Annotated in this window: 14 protein-coding genes, 3 tRNA genes, 1 other RNA gene and 1 pseudogene; 9 read left to right on the top strand and 10 right to left on the bottom strand. The window is 42.6% G+C overall.

What is annotated here, in order from left to right:
* Position 1 precedes the first annotated feature (1 nt).
* From AB5542_RS01305 to AB5542_RS01290, 4 genes are all read left to right on the top strand, one after another.
* Positions 2 to 1,942: a 4Fe-4S binding protein gene (locus AB5542_RS01305; RefSeq protein ID WP_087421629.1), complete on the top strand. Its 1,941-nt coding sequence runs from the start codon at positions 2 to 4 to the stop codon at positions 1,940 to 1,942.
* A 264-nt stretch (positions 1,943 to 2,206) separates the two neighbouring features.
* The gene (locus tag AB5542_RS01300; protein WP_279040522.1) at positions 2,207 to 5,017 is read left to right on the top strand and encodes a M16 family metallopeptidase; all 2,811 of its coding nucleotides are present in this window, start codon (positions 2,207 to 2,209) and stop codon (positions 5,015 to 5,017) included.
* A gap of 4 nt (positions 5,018 to 5,021) precedes the next feature.
* Positions 5,022 to 7,199, top strand: coding sequence for a S46 family peptidase (locus AB5542_RS01295; RefSeq protein WP_279040523.1), 2,178 nt, complete (start codon positions 5,022 to 5,024; stop codon positions 7,197 to 7,199).
* A gap of 528 nt (positions 7,200 to 7,727) precedes the next feature.
* Positions 7,728 to 7,815 (top strand) — tRNA-Ser (locus AB5542_RS01290).
* A gap of 203 nt (positions 7,816 to 8,018) precedes the next feature.
* On the opposite strand, the gene AB5542_RS01285 is transcribed toward AB5542_RS01290, so the two are convergent.
* A complete protein-coding gene (locus tag AB5542_RS01285) occupies positions 8,019 to 8,780 on the bottom strand; it encodes a Fic family protein (RefSeq protein ID WP_279040524.1) in 762 nt (253 codons plus the stop codon).
* Positions 8,781 to 9,032: 252 nt separating this feature from the next.
* Positions 9,033 to 9,155: pseudogene (locus AB5542_RS01280) on the bottom strand (IS3 family transposase); the annotation flags it as partial.
* Between the two features lie 1,334 nt (positions 9,156 to 10,489).
* Between AB5542_RS01280 and AB5542_RS01275 the strand changes: the two are divergent.
* A complete protein-coding gene (locus AB5542_RS01275) occupies positions 10,490 to 11,026 on the top strand; it encodes a DUF5063 domain-containing protein (protein ID WP_087421626.1) in 537 nt (178 codons plus the stop codon).
* An 11-nt stretch (positions 11,027 to 11,037) separates the two neighbouring features.
* Positions 11,038 to 11,637 carry a 3'-5' exonuclease gene (locus AB5542_RS01270; protein WP_279040525.1) on the top strand — a complete coding sequence of 200 codons (600 nt, stop codon included), beginning with the start codon at positions 11,038 to 11,040 and terminating at the stop codon, positions 11,635 to 11,637.
* Between the two features lie 18 nt (positions 11,638 to 11,655).
* Here AB5542_RS01270 and AB5542_RS01265 read toward each other — a convergent pair whose 3' ends face one another.
* Together AB5542_RS01265 and AB5542_RS01260 are read right to left on the bottom strand one after the other, a co-directional pair.
* Positions 11,656 to 12,780: a hybrid sensor histidine kinase/response regulator gene (locus tag AB5542_RS01265; RefSeq protein ID WP_279040526.1), complete on the bottom strand. Its 1,125-nt coding sequence runs from the start codon at positions 12,778 to 12,780 to the stop codon at positions 11,656 to 11,658.
* The gene (locus AB5542_RS01260; protein ID WP_087421623.1) at positions 12,764 to 13,867 is read right to left on the bottom strand and encodes a PAS domain S-box protein; all 1,104 of its coding nucleotides are present in this window, start codon (positions 13,865 to 13,867) and stop codon (positions 12,764 to 12,766) included. The genes AB5542_RS01265 and AB5542_RS01260 overlap by 17 nt, the downstream gene beginning before the upstream one ends.
* 227 nt (positions 13,868 to 14,094) lie before the next feature.
* On the opposite strand from AB5542_RS01260, the gene ffs reads away from it, so the two are divergent.
* The 3 genes from ffs (at position 14,095) to AB5542_RS01245 (ending at position 14,388) form a co-directional block, all read left to right on the top strand.
* Positions 14,095 to 14,193: signal recognition particle sRNA small type (gene ffs, locus AB5542_RS01255), an RNA gene on the top strand.
* Between the two features lie 8 nt (positions 14,194 to 14,201).
* Positions 14,202 to 14,275 (top strand) — tRNA-Thr (locus AB5542_RS01250).
* 41 nt (positions 14,276 to 14,316) lie between these two features.
* Positions 14,317 to 14,388: transfer RNA gene (locus AB5542_RS01245), tRNA-Thr, on the top strand.
* Positions 14,389 to 14,578: 190 nt separating this feature from the next.
* On the opposite strand, the gene AB5542_RS01240 is transcribed toward AB5542_RS01245, so the two are convergent.
* The 6 genes from AB5542_RS01240 to glpB form a co-directional block, all read right to left on the bottom strand.
* Positions 14,579 to 15,547 (bottom strand): hypothetical protein, encoded by a 969-nt coding sequence (locus AB5542_RS01240; RefSeq protein ID WP_087421616.1) that lies wholly within the window; start codon positions 15,545 to 15,547, stop codon positions 14,579 to 14,581.
* A 41-nt stretch (positions 15,548 to 15,588) separates the two neighbouring features.
* The gene (locus tag AB5542_RS01235; protein WP_087421615.1) at positions 15,589 to 16,755 is read right to left on the bottom strand and encodes a porin; all 1,167 of its coding nucleotides are present in this window, start codon (positions 16,753 to 16,755) and stop codon (positions 15,589 to 15,591) included.
* A 51-nt stretch (positions 16,756 to 16,806) separates the two neighbouring features.
* Positions 16,807 to 17,748: an HAD family hydrolase gene (locus tag AB5542_RS01230; protein ID WP_118305707.1), complete on the bottom strand. Its 942-nt coding sequence runs from the start codon at positions 17,746 to 17,748 to the stop codon at positions 16,807 to 16,809.
* A 60-nt stretch (positions 17,749 to 17,808) separates the two neighbouring features.
* Positions 17,809 to 19,209: a phosphoglycerate transporter protein PgtP gene (gene pgtP / locus AB5542_RS01225; protein WP_368242961.1), complete on the bottom strand. Its 1,401-nt coding sequence runs from the start codon at positions 19,207 to 19,209 to the stop codon at positions 17,809 to 17,811.
* A gap of 345 nt (positions 19,210 to 19,554) precedes the next feature.
* A complete protein-coding gene (gene glpC, locus AB5542_RS01220) occupies positions 19,555 to 20,772 on the bottom strand; it encodes an anaerobic glycerol-3-phosphate dehydrogenase subunit GlpC (protein ID WP_087421612.1) in 1,218 nt (405 codons plus the stop codon).
* 7 nt (positions 20,773 to 20,779) lie between these two features.
* Positions 20,780 to 22,036 (bottom strand): glycerol-3-phosphate dehydrogenase subunit GlpB, encoded by a 1,257-nt coding sequence (gene glpB / locus AB5542_RS01215; protein ID WP_118305836.1) that lies wholly within the window; start codon positions 22,034 to 22,036, stop codon positions 20,780 to 20,782.

The following is a 22,036-nucleotide window of genomic DNA, read 5'->3' as shown; positions in this document are numbered from 1 at the left end:
AATGAGCAAGATTAAGAAAAATTTATGGAGACATGTACTGCAATTGGGTGTAATTGCGGTCATTGCCGGATTTATTCTGAAAGTATTTTTCGGGGGTGCGCCAGCCGACGTCGAGGCCTATTGCCCGTTCGGGGGACTGCAATCTCTCGTAACCTACTTGAATTCAAACACACTGGCATGTAGCATGTCGATCGTACAGATCATGATGGGGGTAACCCTGGCAATCGGCGTTATTCTTTTCAGTAAACTGTTCTGCGGTTATCTCTGTCCCTTAGGCACGGTAACAGAATGGATGGCCGTTTTACGCAAAAAGATGAAGATAAACATCAACATCACCACGGGTTCAGTCGTCGACAAAATTTTAAGAGCGATCAAGTATATCCTGTTATTCTGGATATTCTACATGACGATTTCAAGCAGCGAACTATTCTGTAAGAACTTTGATCCGTACTATGCTATCGCAACCGGATTCAAAGGCGAACTTACCGCATGGATGGCGTTAATTTCCATCGCTTGCCTATTTCTAGGCAACTTGTTCATCAATATGTTCTGGTGTAAATACATCTGCCCGCTCGGAGCGTTGAGCAACGTGTTCAAATTCACGCTCACGTTCCTAGGCTTATTGATACTTTCATTAATTCTAGGCTATTTCGGCCTACCGATGCAATGGTACTGGTTACTCGGTGCAAGCTGCGTGATCGGTTATATCTTCGAAATCGTGTACCACGAAAGCAAGGTATTCCCGTTACTCCGCATCACTCGGGATGACGAGAAATGTAACCATTGCGGTTTGTGTAGCAAAAAATGCCCGCAACAAATTGACGTGGCCAATCTGAAAGTCGTGAAAGACATCGATTGTACCTTATGTGGCGAATGTATGGGAGCATGTAATAAAAATGCTTTACAAATAAACCGTAAACCGGCATTCCGATGGTTACCCGCAATTCTAGTCGTTGTTCTCTTCTTCGTCGGGCTGTGGATGGGTACCCATTGGGAATTGCCGACTATAGATGAACGTTGGGGAGACCCGGCAAAATTGGAACACTTGGAATCCTTCGAACGCGACGGCATGAGAACCGTGAAATGTTTCGGTAGCTCCAAGGCATTTGCCGCACGAATGAAAAACGTTCCGGGAGTTTACGGGGTAACGACTTACGTGAATCGATTCGCCGTCGTGGTTTATTATGACCCGAGTGAAACGAGTAAAGAAAAAGTAGAGAACGCCATGTTTACCCCGGTAAAACGGAAACTGAATACGCCTCCTGCCGGAGTGGAACAATTAAAAATAATCACCTTAGGCGTTGAAAAACTATTCGACCAAATGGACGTGACGTTCCTAGGAAACATCATCCGTGAAAAAGAAGGTTTCTATGGAATACAAACCGAATATGACTGCCCGGTAAGAGTGAAATTATTCATGGACATCAATAAACCGATTGATAAAAAAGAATTAAGAAGTATCGTCGAAACCCGTGAATTCGAGATGCCGGTGCATGGTGGTGGAGTTAAGAAGATCGAATGTGACTACGAACTGGTAAACATCTCGAATCAAGTGGACACGATCGGTCGTCAGGCATTCCTCGAGATGATGTTCCCGGCAACCAAATCTCGTTTCCAAATTGCCTTGAAGAAATACGGGGAAGACGCCGCCACGGCAGTTTACGAGATGCCCTATCCGGGATTGGATAAACCGTTAGTTCAGCGTCAGGTTCCCTATTTGGGAAGTTTCCTTTCAACTCAAGATGGAGTGATGGAATTCGCCACGGCTCTGAACGGTGACATCCCGGTTATCCGAATCACGTACGTGAAAGAGGTTCTGGATGATGAAAAAATCTGGGAGATTCTTCAAACCCCAAAATGGAAAATCCATTATACGAACGGGACAACCAAAGAGATTGATGCTACTCTAACCTTTAAAACACCGGGTAAAACCGTTGAATAAACAACCGTTTTCGTGGGGCTTCCAAAAAGTCAATTTTAAAAACTACCCCCACCAGCTCCCCCTTACCCAGGGGGAGAGCTGATTACCAAGCGTTTTCTCCCCCTGTGCAAGGGAGAGTTAGTGGGGGTAGTTGATAAATACAAATACGACTTTTAACACATCCTCCACGGAAAACTTGAAATCATTTTTTATGCTTTTATCTTGTCAGAGTAATCCGTTTGGATTACCCCGCGAGACTTATACCCATACAAATTGTAAATCACCATGATAAAATACATCATCTACACCATATTATTCACCCTGATCATCAGTCCCCTGGTGGCGCAGGACATCGGTGCAGACCAAACAATTCCGATGGATCCCGATATACGGATCGGGAAGTTGGATAACGGACTGACCTATTACATTCGCCACTCCGAGAATCCCAAAAACAGGGGTGAATTCTATATCGTTCATAACGTGGGCGCAATGCAGGAAGAGGATAACCAGAACGGCTTAGCCCATTTCCTGGAACACATGGCCTTTAACGGAACAAAGCATTTCCCGAAGAAAACCATGTTGGAATACCTTGCCAGCATCGGTGTACGATTCGGCACCAACGTGAACGCTTTCACGTCCAGAAACGTGACGGCATACAATATCTCCGAAGTTCCCTTAATTCGGGAAACGATCATCGATACCGTGTTGTTGATGCTTCACGATTGGTCCAGTTACATCACCTGTGACTCGGCTGAAATCGAGGCAGAAAGAGGGGTTATTCGGGAAGAGTGGAGAACCCGGGACATCCCCCGTATGCGCCTGTCGGAACAACTGAACCCCGTGATGTACAACCATTCGAAGTATGCCGAACGTAACGTGATCGGGGACATAAATATCATCATGAACTTCAAACGTCAGACCTTGTTGGATTTTTACCACAAATGGTACAGGCCCGACTTACAGGCCGTGATCGTGATCGGTGATTTTGACGTGAACATGATGGAAAATAAAATTAAGAAAATTCTATCACCACTACCTAAAGCACAGCATCCGGTACAAAAAGAAGTGTATTCGGTTCCCGACAACCGGGAGCCTCTCGTTGGTATCTCGACCGATCCGGATGCCGGTGCCATGGTAGTCAGACTCATGTATAAACTGGATCTTCCTTCTCCAAGCGAAAGACAAACGGTGAAGGCCTACAAAACCGACTTGGAAAGAAGCTTTGTGTCGGAATTATTCAAAAAAAGAATCATCAACAAAGCTGCACAAGGTAATCCTTATATCCGTCAGGGATCAGTCAACTACACGGACTTAACACCCGACAAAAAGATGGTATTCATCATGGGAGCCGTGAAAGACAATAAAGTCAATGAAGCCTTGAACGAACTGGCTATCGAAGTGGAAAGAATAAAAAAGTACGGATTTACCCCGGAGGAGTTCAATGAACAACAAGCCAATATGCTTAAATCCGTCAAACTCCAGATGAACCAGAGAAAGAACCTCAAAAGCGTAGATATGGTGAAAGCCTGTTTGGCCCATTTCACCACGGGAACCCCAATCCCGCCGAATGAGTTCTTAGAAAAGATGTCAGTCTTCACGCTACAAAATCTGACCTTAGAGGAACTGAACCGTACAGCCCTAGAGATGTTCTCTGATGACAACATACTCATCACGATACTCGGTCCCCGGCGAGAAAACATTAGTTATCCCGGCGAACAAGAGTTAATCGCCACCGTCCGAAACGCCAAAGACCAAAACATCGCACCTTATGTCCACCGGACACTGAAAGACACCCGGCTAATCACGAAGACTCCAGAAGCCGGGAACATTCTGGAAGAGAAGAAAAATGATACGATGGGTACTATCGAATGGACTCTTTCAAACGGCGCAAAGGTCATCATAAAATCATACCCGAACAAAAAAGACATTGTTGACATCAAAGGATTTAGCAAAGGAGGGACTTCCACTCTGCCGGAAGAAGAACTTGCCAACGGATTCATGGCCAACAATTTTTGCCAGCTCATGGGAGTGAAGAATTTCTCCCGGACCGATTTAAAACAAATTAATGTCGGCAAAGTCATCTCCCTCACGCCGGAAATCGGGGAGTATTACGAAACATTGAGCGGGTATGCGGCCAAACGAGACCTGGAAACCTTGATGCAAATGATCCATCTTTATGTCACGGAACCAAACTTTGACCAACAAGAGTTTAACCATCAAATCGAAAAAATAAAAAGTACACTAAATAATCGCAAGGGCCTCCCAAAAGCCGAGTATAGTCAAGAAGTTCAAGGCGTGAAATACAACCATCACCCGAGGAAAACAAGCCTAACCCTTGAAAAAGTAAACACGATCACCTTCGAAAAGACAAAACAAATATACCAAGAACGTTTTGCCAATGCCGGAGACTTCACGTTCATTTTCACGGGAGACATTGACTTAGAAAAATTAAAACCACTCGTGGAAACGTACATCGCCTCTCTACCGACAACAGGGGTAAAGCAGGAATACAAAGATAACCACGTGCGTTACGCCAAGGGAAAAATCATCCGGCATATCGAGAAAGAGTTGACAACCGACAAAGCTTCAATCAGCGTTCTTTACACGGCAAAACTCCCCTACTCCGCCGAAAACAAAATTCTCTCGGCTGCCTTCCGCTATATTCTCCGGGACAGATACATGAAATCCATCCGTGAGGAAAAAGGGGGAGCATACAGCGTCAGCGTAAATGCTACGGAAGAGGCTGTCCCGACAAACCAGGTCACGATAGAGGTGAATTTCGACACGGCCCCCTTCATGGCCGACGAAATGCTGGAGATTGTCCAGAAAGAAATCGATGATCTCGTCAAAAATGGCCCCTCATCTTCCGAATTGGAAAATGCGCAACGCTATTTCAACAAACTTTACAAGACAAACATTTCCACCAATTCCTATTGGCAGGAAACTTTATCAGACTACTACCGATACGGAATTGACAATTTCACGAATTACGAAAACACGATGAATGGTTTAACACCATCAGATATTCGTAAATTCGCCAAAACCGTGTTTGGACAGAAAAATAAAATGGAATTCGTATTATTACCAAAAAAATAACTGGATGAAGACAACAACATTTATCAAAAGTATTATTGCCACCCTTTTAATCGCAAGCAGCACTTTCACGGTAAAGGCTGACGAGGGAATGTGGCTGATCCATCTTATGGCCCAAACCAATTACGAGGCAATGAAAGCCAAGGGTGTCGAACTCTCGGCTGAAGAAATCTACAGTGAAACCGTTCCTTCTTTAAAGGATGCCATCGTGGCCCTAGATTTCGGAAGCTGCACGGGAAGTATGATCTCCAAAAACGGCTTGATGATCACGAATCACCATTGTGCTTACGACGACATCCAGAAGTTGAGTAGTCTTGAACACGATTACTTGAAAAATGGTTTTTGGTCAAAGAATCAAGGCGAAGAAATCCGTATTCCGGGCAAAACGGTCATGTTTCTGGACCGGGTGATCGACGTCACGGACGAATACCGGGAAGTACTGAAAAGTTTCGAGAAAGACGACGAAACGGCCCCCTACACTTCCAGAAGGGCCAACTCCGTGATCGAGAAGAAATATGCGAAGAAAGGATACGAGACCTCGTGTGCGGCCATGTTGCGAGGCAACAAATATTATTTATTCTATTATAAAGTGTACGAAGACGTGCGTCTTGTAGCAGCTCCCCCCACTTGTTTCGGGGCATTCGGGAAAGACACGGATAACTGGTCGTGGCCACAGCATAAAGGGGATTTTGCCATGTACCGGGTGTACGGTGACAAGGATGGGAACCCGGCCAAATACTCTCCGGATAACCAACCGATCACGCCAAAATACGTGCTACCCGTGTCAGTAGCCGGGATTAAGGAAGGTGACTACGCCATGGTCTTGGGCTACCCGGGATCAACTGCCCGCTACACGCCATCATTCGGGGTTAGCGAGAAAATTAACATCACGAATCCCGCCATGATCAAGGTTCGGGACACGAAGTTAGCTATCCTTCGGGAAGCCATGAATGCCGACGAGAAGATCAACATCCAATACGCTTCCAAATACTTCATGAACAGTAACTACTGGAAATACGCCATCGGTGAATGTGAATACACAAAAAAATATAATGTCGTCGGCCTTAAAACAGCCGAAGAGGCAAAACTAACCGCGTGGATCAACGCTGACCCCGCACGCAAAGCTAAATACGGTGATTTGGTCGAGGAATTGCGAGCCTGCTACGCATTCTCCGCTCCGTACATGGCTACCGCTATCTACCATCGGGAGGCTATCATAAACGGGGCTGACTTGACCCGCCTCGCCATGCGTTTTAAAGGATTCGAAAGTGCCATGGAAAAACAAGGATGTTGTGTCCTACACAAAGACTGCGCACAATGCAAGAACCTGAGACATTTCTGCGAACAATATTTCAAGGATTATGACGAGCAGGTTGACCGCAAGGTTTTCGCCGCCATGATCGAACTATACGTGAATAATATCGACCCGAAATTCTTCCCGGAAGAAATCGGTAACCTAGTGAAAAAATTCAAAGGTGACTACCAGAAATTAACGGACTATGTTTACAAAAATTCCGTGCTAACAACAAAAGACCGTTTGTTTGCTTGGTTAGACAAGGGGGTTGACCAAAAAACAATCGACAAAGACCCGGCATACCTGATCACGAAATCAGCCCAAACGAAAAACTACGAGCTGCGTGATTATTTAAAAGACAATAACCAAAAGATAGGTGCTTTACGCACGCTTTACATGGAGGCTCTTGTCGAAATGAACAAGGGAACTGTACTTCCCCCGGATGCGAACTCGACAATGCGAATTACCTACGGAACGGTTGGCGGTTACTCCCCGAAAGACGGCGTCACTTATCACTGCCGTTCTTCTATCGACGGCTACAAGGAGAAATACGTGAAAAACGACCCGGAATTCGACTTGAACCCGGATTGTTTGGCTGCTATCCAAAAAGGAGACTGGGGACGCTATGCCGATAAAGACGGCAAACTTTATACTGGATTCGCCACGGATCTCGACATCACGGGAGGAAATTCCGGTAGCCCCGTAATCAATGCCAAGGGCGAATTGATCGGTTTGGCATACGACGGCAACTGGGAATCCATGGCCGGAGACCTTTATTACAATCCGAAATATAATAAATGTGTATGCGTTGACATTCGTTTTGTTCTGTGGATTATAGACAAATACGCAGGGGCGTCAAATTTACTAAACGAAATTAGCATTGTTGAATAATAAAAAATTACTATATTTGTTTGGTCAAGGAGTGAGTAATCTTGATACGAAAAGCACACTACGATTATTTAATGTTTTTAATCAATCGGTCACTGAAGCACGCACCAAAAAAGTGATCTTAGTTTGATTCCTTGACATAGCGGTCTCAGAACGGGACCGCTTTTTTCGTATTTCACTAACCACACTCTCGCCTGTATTGTAGCATACTTTCTTGGGAGTCTCGTTAATTAGTCCATTACAAGACGAGTAAAGAACCGTGACAAGTTCTCCGCATTCGCTCGTTGATTTCCCGTTAACTTCCCGTTGACTTCCCGTTAACTTACTAACGAGACTCTCAAAAGGATACGACGCAAGTAACCGACAAATATATAGATCGTCCGAAAAACAAGACCACCAACGGTAACCCGCAAGCCAAAGCAAGGCTCTAGCATATTATTCACTGATTTCCAACTCACAACGATTTAACATCAAAAATAATCCCAAACATACACATTCATTAAAAATAATTTCTATCTTTGTCCCGCATTTGGAAAGATGCAGGAGTGGCTGAACTGGCACGCCTGGAAAGCGTGTAAACCTCTAAAGGGTTTCGGGGGTTCGAATCCCCCTCTTTCCGCTAGGAAATATTGAATTTCAGAGAGTTGGAAGTTAAATTCTAACTCTCTTTTGTTTTAATAGCATAGTCTGTTTTAGGGTGCTTTAATGTCTGTTTTCGACTGAAAGTTAAACCAAGAGTTAAACCGAAAACAAACATGAATACGACCATTAATGTCTTGTATTACAAATCAAAAACTCTTGCAAAACAAATGAAGTTATTTTTCATTCTAAAATAGAAATATACCTCTCCAAAGAAGCTTTTTCCGCTTCGGCAGCTAGCAAGTAAAAATCATCATGTTGTTGCTCCGTGTGAGAAACCTCCAAAGCCTTGTAATAACGTAACTTCATATCATTATCACTTTTAAAAGTAACAATAGTATAACCTTTTTGCAGTAAATAAAGATTCATCAGAAGTCGAGAAGTACGCCCGTTACCATCTATAAATGGATGTATCCTCACCAGTTCATCATGCAAGTAAGCGGCGATAATAACAGGATGAATATTTTCTTTTTCCATGCTTTGAAATGCAAGCATGAAATCTTCCATTAGTTTCTCTAACAAATAAGGTTGAGACGGTACGTGTGTGCTACCCGAGATCATTACAGGTACGGTTCTATAACTTCCAGCATTCTCTCTATCTATGCCATGTAACACAAGTGCATGAATCTCCTTGATTGTCCTTTGGCTTATTTCAATATCCTGTTGAGCAACCTTCTTTATATAGCCAATAGCCTCTGCATGATTGATTGCCTCCAAGTGTTCACGCATGGATTTACCAGAAATGGTGATTCCTTCATTCACGACAAGTGCTGTTTCTTGTAAAGTGAGGGTGTTTCCCTCTATACGGTTGCTCTCGTAAGTGTATTCTATATCCAAAGCATCTTGTATTTTCTTTAACGCCTCAACGGGTAAAGGACGCAAGGACGATAACCGCAGTTTCAATGAATCCACTTCTTTTAATAAATCAACCAACTTGCTATTCATGTTGCCATATTTTTAGTTGATTACAAAGGTAAGAAATTATCAGTGTTTATATCTAGTGGGAAAATACAAAATTCTAGTCGATATATACATTTGAAATGCCCCCCAAAAGTTGGACACAAAATTATCAACTTATTTGATGAAGGGGCTGTCCCAAAAGTCATTTTATCCTCCAAAAACTCCTCCGTCACTTCGTGCCACCTCCTCTATAAACAGAGGAGAAGCTGGTGACTTTTACCGAAGACAGGGAGCATTTCAACTCTCCCTCTGTTTATAGGGGGGGGAAGATAGTTTGAAAAATAACTTTTGGGACAACCCCTTTTCATTTAATCGAGTTTTAATTCTTTTTTTGTTATAATATTCAATATACTCATCTAAAGTCGCCTTACGGTAGAGTAAATATTAACATGAAAAACATACACGTATGGAGAAGAAAAACACATTTTTAGAATAACGATTACACGATTATAATTAGATAGTTAGACAACATTATTAATCAACATCGGTAAAGCAAATGTTTAAAACTGGATACAAAATAAGAGCATTTTAAATAAGTGCAAAGCGGTGATAGCTCTGTCGAAGTAAGGGACATTGCCGAAGAGAGAACACTACCTTCCAAGCTGGGAATCGCGGGTTTGAGTCCCATTTTTCCGCTCTCATTTTAAAGCACTTACGTTTGTAGATGTTTTTTCATTCCAGGCCATTTTCATGGTTTTATCCCCTCATGTAAGCAAAATAAGCCCTGTGTAAACCAAGATATAAACCAAATCATTATCCGGCTCCCCATGTACGCGTTAAAATAAAAGAAGTAATAGGAATCCTACCGAGAATTAAGAGAGAAAATACCTCTTTTTCGAAACTGATTCAGAGCTTACTCGTGGCTCATGCAGCCCGGATAGAATAAGCCCCGATTAAGCTCTAAATAAGCAACGAACGAGAGATAGTTTCTCGATCACTTCACGGTTAGATTATACTTGATTCTCTACACAAACTGAAAAGCAGAACAAAATAAATTTGTTCAAAAGCGCCTTTGATGGATTTTCAACGGATCAGCTTTTAGAAGATGATGAGGTTTATCACCCATTTTTATACATGGTGGTAAATTTGAAAAACTGACTTATATATGGAAGTTGATAATTTTCCACCAACTAGCACGAACAACATTTATAAGCATATGTTTGCCGGAGGCATCCTTGTTGCACGACGAAATTGAAATCACCTCCTATTAATTTTACTTATCGCTCTTTAAAATGGTGGTTATCATCAAGCGATAAGATGCGAGTATGCAGTGATAGTACCCAACTGTCACTCTACAACCGGAAAATTCCCATAATTCTGACGAGAAAATAGATTCTAATTCTTCTTATTTTTCACGAGGACTACAAACAATCCCAATTCTTATCGATTTTTAACGGGAATTCTACAACGATATTTCCTGCAAAGCGTATCAATAGTACAATTTCACCAGACAGATGATAATATCAAAAGGGAAATAAAGAGATTGCTAGCATAGGTAGAGAGTGAGAATTCCCGGGGTCACAACCAGGGAGTATAGTGAATGTAGATTGTTGCTAGTCTCGGTGCGGTTACTTCGTGATGAACGTAGCCGCACTTTTTTATTCCATATTATTGAACAATCATGAAAAACTTTCCCGCATATTACGGATAGTCTAAGATATTTGGTAATTTTGTGGTGAAAAATAAAAAAGATTATGGACGATTTACAACATATAGGATATAGCCGGGAGGTCATTGAATTCGTTGCCGTTGCTAAAGAGTTTTGCGGTTACCTGGAAGGCTCTCACGAAGAAGACGCCAGCGAATTGCTTTCGAAATTACAAAAGTTCATCCCGCTAATTTATCTGAAAGGTAGCTTATTACCCTCGTGCGAAAGTGACAACCTCGGTATGATGGAAGAGGTGGTGACCGAAGAGGATTACAACGCCTTGCTCGCGACATTAAGCCGGACACTGGGCGAGAATGACGAATATCTGGAGGTTTTCGACGACAACATGCAATACAGCGAAACTCCGGTCGTGAACTCGATTTCCGAGAAACTTTGTGATATTTACCAGGATTTGAAAAATTTCATTTCCGCGTATCGCAGTGGGATGATCGATGTCATCGAGGAAGCATTATGGCAATTAAATAACAGTTTTGAATTATACTGGGGGAAGGCGTGTACCAGTGTATTAAGAGCGATACACCTGGCAATATATAAAGTAGTAGACACGGACGACTCCATGTAAGAGAGATAGACATGGAATACAAGACGAAGATCAGCGAGGAAGAAATAGAGGAATTACCAAACTTCACGTTTGACGGGGAGATCATCGTGATTGATCATGAGGATAAAGTTGATGCGGCCGTGGACGATTTATCGTCCTACCCGTACATCGGGTTCGACACGGAAACCAAACCGGCATTCAAGAAAGGGGTAACACATCAGGTAGGCCTGTTACAACTGGCCACCGATAAACGGGTATACTTATTCCGTTTGAACAAATGCGGCCTGCCTGAATCGTTACAGGACCTTTTGGCCAATGAAAATATAATGAAAATCGGTGTCGGGATACGCGATGACATTCGGGGACTTAGGAAACTAGCCAATTTCATCCCGGCAAGCTTTCTGGATTTACAAATATTTGCCAAGGCATTCGGCATAGAAGAGATGTCATTCTCTAAATTAATGTCGATTATTTTCAAGGTGAAAATATCCAAACGACAACGGACGTCAAACTGGGAAGCCCCACGATTGACCCCTGCACAATTACATTACGCGGCAACCGATGCGTGGGGGGCGCTAAAAATGTACAAGGCGTTAAAATCCGGCAACAGCCAGCTACAACAAGTGTCCTAGAGTTTGTAAAGTAATACTTTATAAACTCTCTCCCACGGGTACGGAAAAATAAAACGTGGTACCTTTCCCCTCTTTCGATTCAAACCACAATTTCCCGTGATTCATTCTCACGAAATCCTTACAGAGTTGTAGCCCCAACCCGCTCCCCTTCTCTTTCTGCGTCCCGTAAGAAATAAAATGTAATCCATCATCCAACAAGCCTTGCTGATGTTCCTCACTGATTCCCTGCCCCCGATCCTTCACGATTACCGTCAAAAAGCCGTTTTCTTCCCTGCAGTCCACATCAATCCTTCCCCCCGTGTAGCTGAATTTAATTGCGTTGGATAATAAATTACGCAACACGGTCTTCATCATATTCACGTCCGCGTACCCGGTAAAAGGTCGATCAATATGATTGTAAATCTTTATTCCCTTCGCCCCTGCTATATTCTCCTGCAACACGATCACTTCTTTCGCCGCCTCCGTGAAAGAAAATACCTGCCTGTACGGCTGTAATAATCCATTCCGGCTATTGCTCCATAACAACAGGTTTTCCAGCAACAAGAAAGCCTCATCCGTAGTCTCCTGCAACATCTTGATAAGATTCTTTATATTATCATCCGGAATTTTCTCTTTCTGGTGATCAAGCGCTTCAAGAATCATTTTAAGCGTACCGATCGGGGCCCGCAAATCATGAGCGATAACAGAATACAGCTTGTCTTTAGAACGGGATACGCTTTGAATACGTTCATTCTGCCTTTCGATGATACGCTGTGATTCCAGTAAAAGCAATTGATTATTTATGCGAAGGATCAGCTCCCTTTTACTCAACGGCCGGGAAACGAACTCCACCCCCTCGTAATCGACCACCTTCCGGAAATCTTCATAACGGTTGGGGATCGTCATGTAGAGTATCGGAATCTGCTTGGTCAAGGCGCTCTGTTTCAACTGGCGGACAACCGTAACCCCCTTCCCTTCCTCTAGCGCCAAGCGAATAATAATCATATCCGGTAGCCTCAACTTCGCAAGTAGAAATACCTCGTCCGCTTCCAGAGTAGGTAATAATTTAAAATTCTCTCCAGCCAGCAGGCTTTTCATCTTTTCCAAATTCGAAACAGAATCGTCAGCCAAAAGGATTGTATATTCGCTATGATCTATATGCATTCGCCACAAATTTATAACCAATTTTTGATAAAAGTTCCTCGTAGAGCTTATTAAATGCCATAGCTTTTTGACTTAAATTATCAAATGATTCATTATTACCAATTTCATTCTCTCCCGATAAATTATCTTTGATTGATTTCCACATCGGGTACATGGTTTCGGAGAAAGTTTGCAATTCAGTTTTCAGCAATGTTAATTCACGTTCCATCTCCTTGAAACGAGTCACGTCATGCCCGACCAAGTGAATTTCGGTGTGATCCCGATCTAACCTGACCGGATAAGCATACCACTCGATAAATACCACCTCATCATCACGCATTACCTTGGCATTAAACGTCAACAAATCCTCTGGGAACTTCACCACTTCCTCCAATTTCTTTGATGAAATATCCATTTCAGTCATTAGCTCCCCGATCCGACTCCCGATAATATCATCCGGACTATCCCCGAATAAGGAATAAAATGTCTTGTTCGAGAAACTGATATGTAAATGCCGGTTCAAGCGAAGAATGTAATCCACCCGGTTTTCGACAAAGTCCTGATACAAGGCATGATGTTTCACCAATTTTCTTAAAATCAACTCTTTTTCGAGCGCTCCGGATAGCACGGAGGCTACCTGTACCAAAAAGGCAATCTCGTCCCCCGACCACGGCTCCTCGTGGTGACAACGACTTAAGCACAAAAAGGAAAAAAGATGACTGGATATATACAAGGGTAAAAATATAGCACAATTGACCCCCGTCGCCTGCATGATATTCTTCAAACTCTCGTTCGTCACGTCATTTATATCCCGAATATATATATAATTGTCCCTCTCTAAATCCTGTTCTAACTTCCGGTCATAATAGAAACCGCGTTTCTCCCCTGACTCCGGGAAAACAGATTCCCCGGTACGGGTCCATTCTTCCGATATGGTAAATGTCATATCGTGATTAATACTCACGATATAAACCTGATCGGCCCGCTCGTGTTCGCCCAGTTTCTTTAATGCCAACTTCACGTTTCTATTCAAACCCACGCTAGTGGATAATAAAACGTTTAAATCAGATAAAAACTCTGCTCCTGTTATGTTATTTTCTGTCTGCATACGCTTGTTTGGATCGTTTAGTCCTCAATATTTGTTTCTTTTTCTAGTATTTATACACGAATTTCACACTTCAGGTTACATGATTCTACATTTTTATATAACAAGATTAAAATTCATTTACAAACAACTTTCTATAAGCCAATATATTAAATATAGGCCCTAAATTTAGTCTATAAAAAACTCTGAAAACATTTGGTAACTGAGAAGATTTTTGTACTTTTGTGCCCGGGTAAGTCCTATGCGACCAGCTCCTGTCGAACTCCCCCAGGGTCGGAAGACAGCAAGGGTAGATGGTTGAGCGGTGCGACATAGTAAGCTTACCCTTTTAGGAAATGCCTCTTTAGCTCAGCTGGCCAGAGCACGTGATTTGTAATCTCGGGGTCGTTGGTTCGAATCCGACAAGAGGCTCAAAAGAAGGGAAGAAAAGTGAGTGAGTTCTTTTTTAAGTTGCTGTTGTAGCTCAGGGGTAGAGCACTTCCTTGGTAAGGAAGAGGTCATGGGTTCAAATCCCATTAACAGCTCAGAGGTAGCAGTCAATAAATTGGCTGCTTTTTTGTTTTATTATATTTAAATAGCTAGGGTTCAAATGGTAATCCGCCAAAATAACTACTCTTGATTTCTAAAGTCGAACATAAAAAAGAACGATCCCCAGAGTTTTTTATAAAACCTTCGGGGATCGTCTATTTCTAACTCAAATTCCTTCGCTAAAAATTATTTTACTTTCTCGTAGATATAAAGTTCATGAATTTCTCCGGTATACCCTTCTTCCTTGAACGGACCTTGCGACATACCAAGAACGATTAATGTACCACGATTATTTAAAACAACCAAATCATCATTTACCGGGTCAATTGAAAGACCTTCAATCTCTCCAGAACGACGGAAATCACTCATCTCACGAAACAACTCAACTCTTCCGGCTTTTGCCCCTGCAGCAATTTTACCTTTACGCATTACAGGCTTTCCGTTTTTGTCAAGTTTCACACTGAACGGAGTATCTTTAACCACTTCAGTTCCTTCCTGCAAACCGGTGAAATGCACTTCCGTAATGTCAGCAACATAAATATTATCAGGAATATTATATAAAGATTCTCCATCATCTGAAGTGAAAAGCATTTTCCCGTCAGCGATAAAGATTCCTTGGCACCAGTAGGGAGTCGGACGACATTGCATTTTCGTGTAGTATTGTCCTGTTTCAAGACTATAGCAATACACGTAACGACTATCCACCCAGTCAGACATCCAAACCATATTTTTCTCACGATCAACAGCAAGCCCAGACACCTCTACCTGTCCTGATTCAGGAGACCAAGGAAGATCTCGTTTCCATTTTAAAGTCTCTGCGTCATAAATTGACACGGCAATATTGTAACCACGTCCGTATTCAAATTTCTCAATACCGCAATAGATCTCTCCATTGTACACGTCAATATCACCAAAGTGGTTAGCAATTTTAGGATTCTGGAACGGTTGATCGTTCTTCATGACAAGATTACCTTGCTTATCATACTTATAAAGAACTTTGGTGTCGGAAACATAATAATAGTTACTGTCGATAGCAATTCCTTGACGTCCTGCCACGGGAATAACTCTTTTCAATCGATACTCAGTTCCCAGATGTTGGGCACTTGCAGACATTCCTACAAAAAGTAATGCCAGAGCGAAAAATAATTTATTCATAATCCAATAATTTAATTTGTTGGTAAAAAGATTGAGTATTATTAGAATTTAAGAAGACACATGATTTGCAAGCTATTACCCGTACCGGTTCTTGTTCCAGCATCTTTTACCTTATCAGGATAAGCCGAAATGGTATAATTTACCTGGAACTTAACATCCTTGATTATTTCATAGGTACAACCTAAAAGGAAGTTATCCTTGTTGTTTGCAGAAGTCTTGGCTGCTTTGTCACGGTACATATCATAACGTACAACCGGTAAGAACTTACCAATTTTATACGCCGCAAGCACATAAAAACCATCTTCTTTCACGTTAGCATCATCACTTTGAATATGGCCGTATTCTGCACGAACGTCAAGACCATTCGGATCATAATACCAAGCACCGGTGATAAAACGATTCATCGGAAGATAATCCTTCGCATCTCCATTTTCGTTCAAACCTTTATATTCTCCCCAATTGTAACAACCGATGATACGCAATTTCTCTACCGGACGGATTGTGATACGACCCACAAAATCTTTCGATTTATTGTCATCGTTCAATGTCGGGAGATAACCGTTCGTCAATGATAACTGATAACTCAGATAGCTAAATTTTTGATCTCTGCTTTTGAAAAGGTCTCCATAAGCCATCACTCCAAGATCACGACCATAATCAATAAGATCTGCAGAAGAGATCGCATTACGACACACCATACGGTAACAGATGTTCGAGAAATCCACGGTCTCTAAAGTAGACGGGGAAATATCATAATTCTCGAAACCAAGCGGCAAATAGTATTGACCTGCACGGAAATGCAAAGCATCAGTGATATGAGCGTTAACAAAAGCGTCCATTACGGTGATCACTTTTTTCTTGTAGGCAGAATTATCAACCGATCCGGAGAAACACTCCAACTGGGCACGAAAATCAAAGGTTTTTGAAACTTTTTTATCAATGATCAAACGCATACGTTTCAATTGGAATGATGATCTGTTGTCCCCATTCTTGTCCCCCCAGTTATAACCGGTTTGAATATAACCAGAGAATTTAGGCAATATCGAAAGAAGTTTATTTACTTGTTTTGTAAGGTCGTCGTTATTGGCTTGCGCGACCTCGCTTTTCGTGTTAGAAGGTTCGTCTTTATCAGACTCGGCCCGGGCAATTGTACATACAAAAAGGGCACAACATAACACCAATACATTTAATAAATAGTTTTTTTTCATAATGACATAAATTAAGTTTATTGTAACTATGCGGGATAATTCTTCACAGAATTATTCTTTAGGATTAATCACATTTTCTCTGATTCCCCACTCCGAAGTATGGAAACGCACTTTCGGATCTCGGACATCATTGCACCGAACAATAACGGCTCCTTCTTTTTCCCAGTACTCTTTCACCGTTAGACCATGCATTGGACCATCTTCCGGCCCTCGGACAGTTTTATCATCCGGGTTTACCACAATCTTCAAACCACAAGACTGGTTTAGCATATCCATGTCTCCCCGGCTATTCCCCCCTACTACAAGTGGACGAGTTTTAATGAAAGTCGGGATAACATTCGCTTTCCCATCATCTTGCGGAATCGGTAACACGATCTCATTTGTCAACACCCCATCTACCACGACAGACTTCATCCCGAGAATATTTACTTCAGGGATTCCCAATTCCTCTGATAAAAATTTTTGATATAAAAACTCGGGAGAAGCTGTCAATATCCAAACCTCAAATCCATACTCTTTCAAATTAGCTATAAGCTGTTTCATTTCCGGGTAAAACTTTCCTTGATATGACTCCACATAGCAATCATACCCCAACTTTGCCACTTCCTCCGGAGTCATTCCCGCCAAAAAGTGGGCACGATCTTCGACATAAACTTTCCCCACGTTATTACCGTCTTTTACCATCCGATTCAAAATAGCCATTTTTTCCTTGGAAACTTTATCATTTTTGCCCTTATAATATTTATCCGCATAACGATATAAAGCTTCATCCGCCAAATAGTGTGGTGCTTGCCCGATCACAGTTCCATCCCCGTCGAATACCGCTACTTTACGAATATTCATGGTTAAAGTTGTATTCAAGAATGTTTCAATTCTCTCATTAATTTCCTTTGACCACCCCTTGATCTCCCGGTAAGTCTGCGCATAAATCGAGGACGTAATGAATAGCAACAATATAACCACTATTCCTTTCGTCAAATGTTTTGTATTCATACAATTTATTTTTTATTGTTGATCAGAATAATTCTATTTCTTCACCTCAATAAGGCATCATTATTTTCTATTTCGCACCAGGTATTGTTCCTCCTTGTAAGTAAAGCCGACGAAGACGATCGACAAGGCACAAGCAATAAGCAACAGCACGAATGTCCCGTCCCACCCAAAGGAACTTTCCGCCACGTATCCCATCACCACGTTAGCCAGGATAGCCGTCCCGAAGAAGTACCCGAAGAACCCGGTCAACCCGGCCGATGTCCCGGCCGCGTTCTTGGGAGCCAGGTCAAGCGCCTGCACCCCGATAAGCATCACCGGGCCGTAGATGAAGAAACCGATGGCGATCAAGGATAGCGTGACAATCATGTAGTTATCCGAGAACTGCCAGTAAAGGAAGATAAACAAGGCCACCAGGGCCATGAATATGATCGTCGTGATAGCGCGGCGTCCCTTGAACACCACGTCACTCAACCACCCGCAAACAAGCGTGCCCGGGATGGCGGCGAACTCGTAGGCGAAATAAGCCCAGCCGGCCTCTTTAATATCGTACCCTTGCGCCTCCTTCAAGTAGGTCGGGGCCCAGTCCAGGCAACCGTAACGAACCATGTAAACGAAGGCGTTAGCGATGGCGATAAACCACAACATCTTGTTATTCAGCACGTACTTGAAGAAAATCTCTCTCGTGGTGAGGACCTCTTCCTGTTTCTCGCTGTAATTCTTGGGGTAATCGTTCCGCCATTTCTCTATCGTCGGTAACCCGCAGGACTGCGGGGTGTCACGAATTAACACGTACGCCAGCAGGGCCACGAACAGGGCCACCGCCGCCGGGAAAATATAGGTACCAATGATAAAGTACTTTGAACTGTCCACCCCGTAGAACCACGACCCGAACCACATGGCCCCGTACACGGCCATCGGGCCCACGAGAGCGCCACCCACGTTATGGGCGCAATTCCAGATAGACATTTTCGTCCCGCGCTCCTTCACGGAGAACCAGTGAGTCATCACGCGGCCGCAGGGAGGCCATCCCATCCCGTTAAACCACCCGACCAGGAAGTTCAACACCGCCATGATCACGATGGAAGTCGTGCTTGCCCCGAACAGCTCGATTGGCACGGCCATGAACATCATGGACAGGGCCGCCAGTACCAACCCCAGGGGAAGGAACACCCGCGCGTTGCTGCGATCCGAGACGCTCCCCATCAAGAACTTCGACAGGGCGTAGGCCACCGCGTTCAACGACAACACGATACTCAGAGATCCCTTGTCGAACCCGTAAGGTCCGGCGGGGTCTGTTAGAAACGGCATCGCCATCGAGAAGTTCTTCCGCACGATGTAATAGCCGGCGTAACCGATGAAGATGCCGACGAAAACCTGCCAACGCAGGCTCTTGTAAGTCGAGTCGATCCTACCTTCCGGTAATAAATCCTTGTGAGGTGCTGGTTTTAAAAAATTCCACATGTTATTAGATTTTATTGTAAAAATATTTTGTTATAAACACACTTCCACGTTTTTTTGCTTTACGGACTTGTTCTATCCTCCCCCAAAAATACATTCTTGTATCGTGTTTCTTTGCCGATTCATAATTATCATTCTTTTAATGGACGCCGCACTTATTCCTTCCTCGAATGAAATCGAAATCGATTGCTTTCTTTTTCGCAATCACTTTGTTTCATTATGCAACAAATGTATGAGAATTGAATTTTAAAACAAAATGTTTTTCGAAAAAAAATCGTTTGGATTTTGATTTTAACACATTGATTTTCGATATATAATCAAAAATGCATTAGAGTGATGGAATTAAAATCACTCTAATGCATTGGCTAATATTGATATAGGGTGTTCGCAACGTTTTGAAGTAGACATTTCGATTTGCCATTTGCATGTTTCGCAATCGGTAACCACGTAATCAATGTCAAGTGCTTCTATTTGCTTGAATAAAGGTTCTCCTATGTCTTGAGAGGTTTTATAATTCTCTTTTTTGAAACCGTAAGTTCCCGCAATACCGCAACATTGCGAATCTAATATGGTTAATTCGATATTCGGGATTAATTTCAACAACTCGATAGAATAGTAAGCCCATCCCAGTTTTTCCATGTGGCAGGGCGTGTGGTAGGCAACTTTGATTTTCTGTCCTGTTTTAAAATTCAATTTTGTTTTCTTTTGGCTTAACAAACGATAGATATACCGAGTAGCCAACTCCACGTCCTCACGAACATCAGCGTTATCAATATCCAACAAGTGGGGATACTCGTCTCGAATCGTAAACGTGCAGGTTGAAGAAGTTGCTATCACGGGTATTTTCTTCTCCAACACGGACTTCCGAATCGAATTTATATTCGTACGAGCCTGTTTTTGTGCTTGTTTGATCAATCCGTTGGAAATCAAGGCGACCCCACAGCACTTTTCTTTTTCTAGAAGTTGCACCCCGATACTAAAAGCATTCATGACCTTAATTAAATCTTTTCCCAGTTGAGGATTATTGTAATTCACGTAACACCCATGGAAATAACTTACTTGGCTTGGGTAGGCGGCTTGTTTCTCTGCGACTTTTTTATACCAACTTTCGAAAGTGCCGAAAGCGTATTTGGGGAACGTGCGTCGATGATCGATTTTCATAACCCCATCCAAAATTGCCTTCACTGGCTTTAGGCCCAAAGTTGTATTCACGATCGGGGCAAACGGGGTGGATAACGTTCCGACAAGATCTGTATTAGCTAGAATATAGTCCCGGAGTTTCGGTTGTTTTTTGCTATATTTAATTCGAGCTGCTTGGATAATGTCTCCGATTTTCACGTTCGAAGGACAAGCGACTTCACATCTTTTACAGTTAATACAATATTTCAAGGATTCATCATAGAAGTTGAATTTCTTCAACCGTAGGCGTTCTCCATCGGGGCCTGCTTGTTTGGGACCCGGATAATTGGGATTTACTGCTGCTACAGGACAATAAACGGTACAGATCGTACATTTGATACATTGTTCAAAATTGTTGTCGCTGATATTATGTTGTTGGAGATTCATGGCTTCTTTATTTACTTAAAATCTGTTCTGCTATATACATGGCACTCAAAATGGAAACTCCAGCCCCGCATCCCTCTTTCAAAGGATTGAATCCCTCAAGGATTGCCCCGGCTGCATAAAGATTCTCAAAGAGTTTGCCTTCTCGGGTACAACGGAACGTGCTGTCGGTTTTGATCCCGAAAGATTGATAAGGTTGTGTGTCAAACACGTCGCTGTTATACCATTGTGTCCTATTCGGGGTAAATGTTACATCGAGATCAAAAATTGGTTCGTATATTTTTTCTGTACTGGCAATCAATCCTTGGCTGAAATAACTTCCCGTGGCAAGAATAAAATTTTGTCCAACGAAAGGAATGTCCCCATGATTGAAAGAGTAAATCTGTGAAATCCTGTTTCCTTTTATGTCTGCGCGTAAAACATTATCTCCCAGCATGAAAACTCCTCCATTTTGCTGGAAAACAGAACGAAGTTTTTGTTGTGTATGTATACCAGGAACGGAAGGAGGAAGAGTTGGCAAGAGATAGATTGGCTTGTTGATTTCTTTTCGCAAGTAATCTACCACATCTTCCCGATTCAACCCCGTGATCGCGGGTAAAATAATTGAATCACAATCTCCGCTTTCCGCTTTTAGTATTCGGGCTAATTCTTCTATATTTTCCTGCTTGTCAAATACCCGGGCAATATTAACGGAGCGCATCTCTGTCGGATTCTTGCGCAAATTTTCAAGAGCCGGGAAATTGATAGAATGAATACTGCATTTGGCTCCCATTTTTAGGAATTCATCCGCGATGAATCGCGTGTAAAAATCAAGGAATCCCGTGATGTTAAAGATGCCCGGATGCTGGATTGGTAAACATTTTTCGTTTTCGCTTATTAATAAATTTTTAAGCGTGAGCCAGGTGGGCTTCAATGTCCCCATTGGAGTCACTCGATAATGATTCTCTTCGTGATCCCCTTGGGTCGAAATTCCTGCATTTTTAAAAAACTCTTCCGCTTGTTGGGCTAATTCCTTAAACTTGGTTTCGCCAAGCTTGGCATAAGGATGCGTGGGAGCTTGTTTGACAAGTTCGCTTATCGCATCCAATGGCTTTTGGACGCTTGTCCCATCGGGTAAATTATTTAACAAATCAAATGAACCGGAAGAAAAATGCAAAGCACTTTGTCCCGATGATATGATAACACATCGCTGCCCCCGTTGGGACAAATAAATTCCACTGATTAAGCCGGATAAGCCACCACCGATGATGATTGTATCGAATTTCAT

Source organism: Butyricimonas sp. RTP31003st1_G1_RTP31003_210430, assembly GCF_040920905.1.
GTDB classification, from domain to species: domain Bacteria; phylum Bacteroidota; class Bacteroidia; order Bacteroidales; family Marinifilaceae; genus Butyricimonas; species Butyricimonas paravirosa.
The sequence above is the reverse complement of the archived record's forward strand: the minus strand, read 5'-3'. Positions and strand labels throughout refer to the sequence as shown.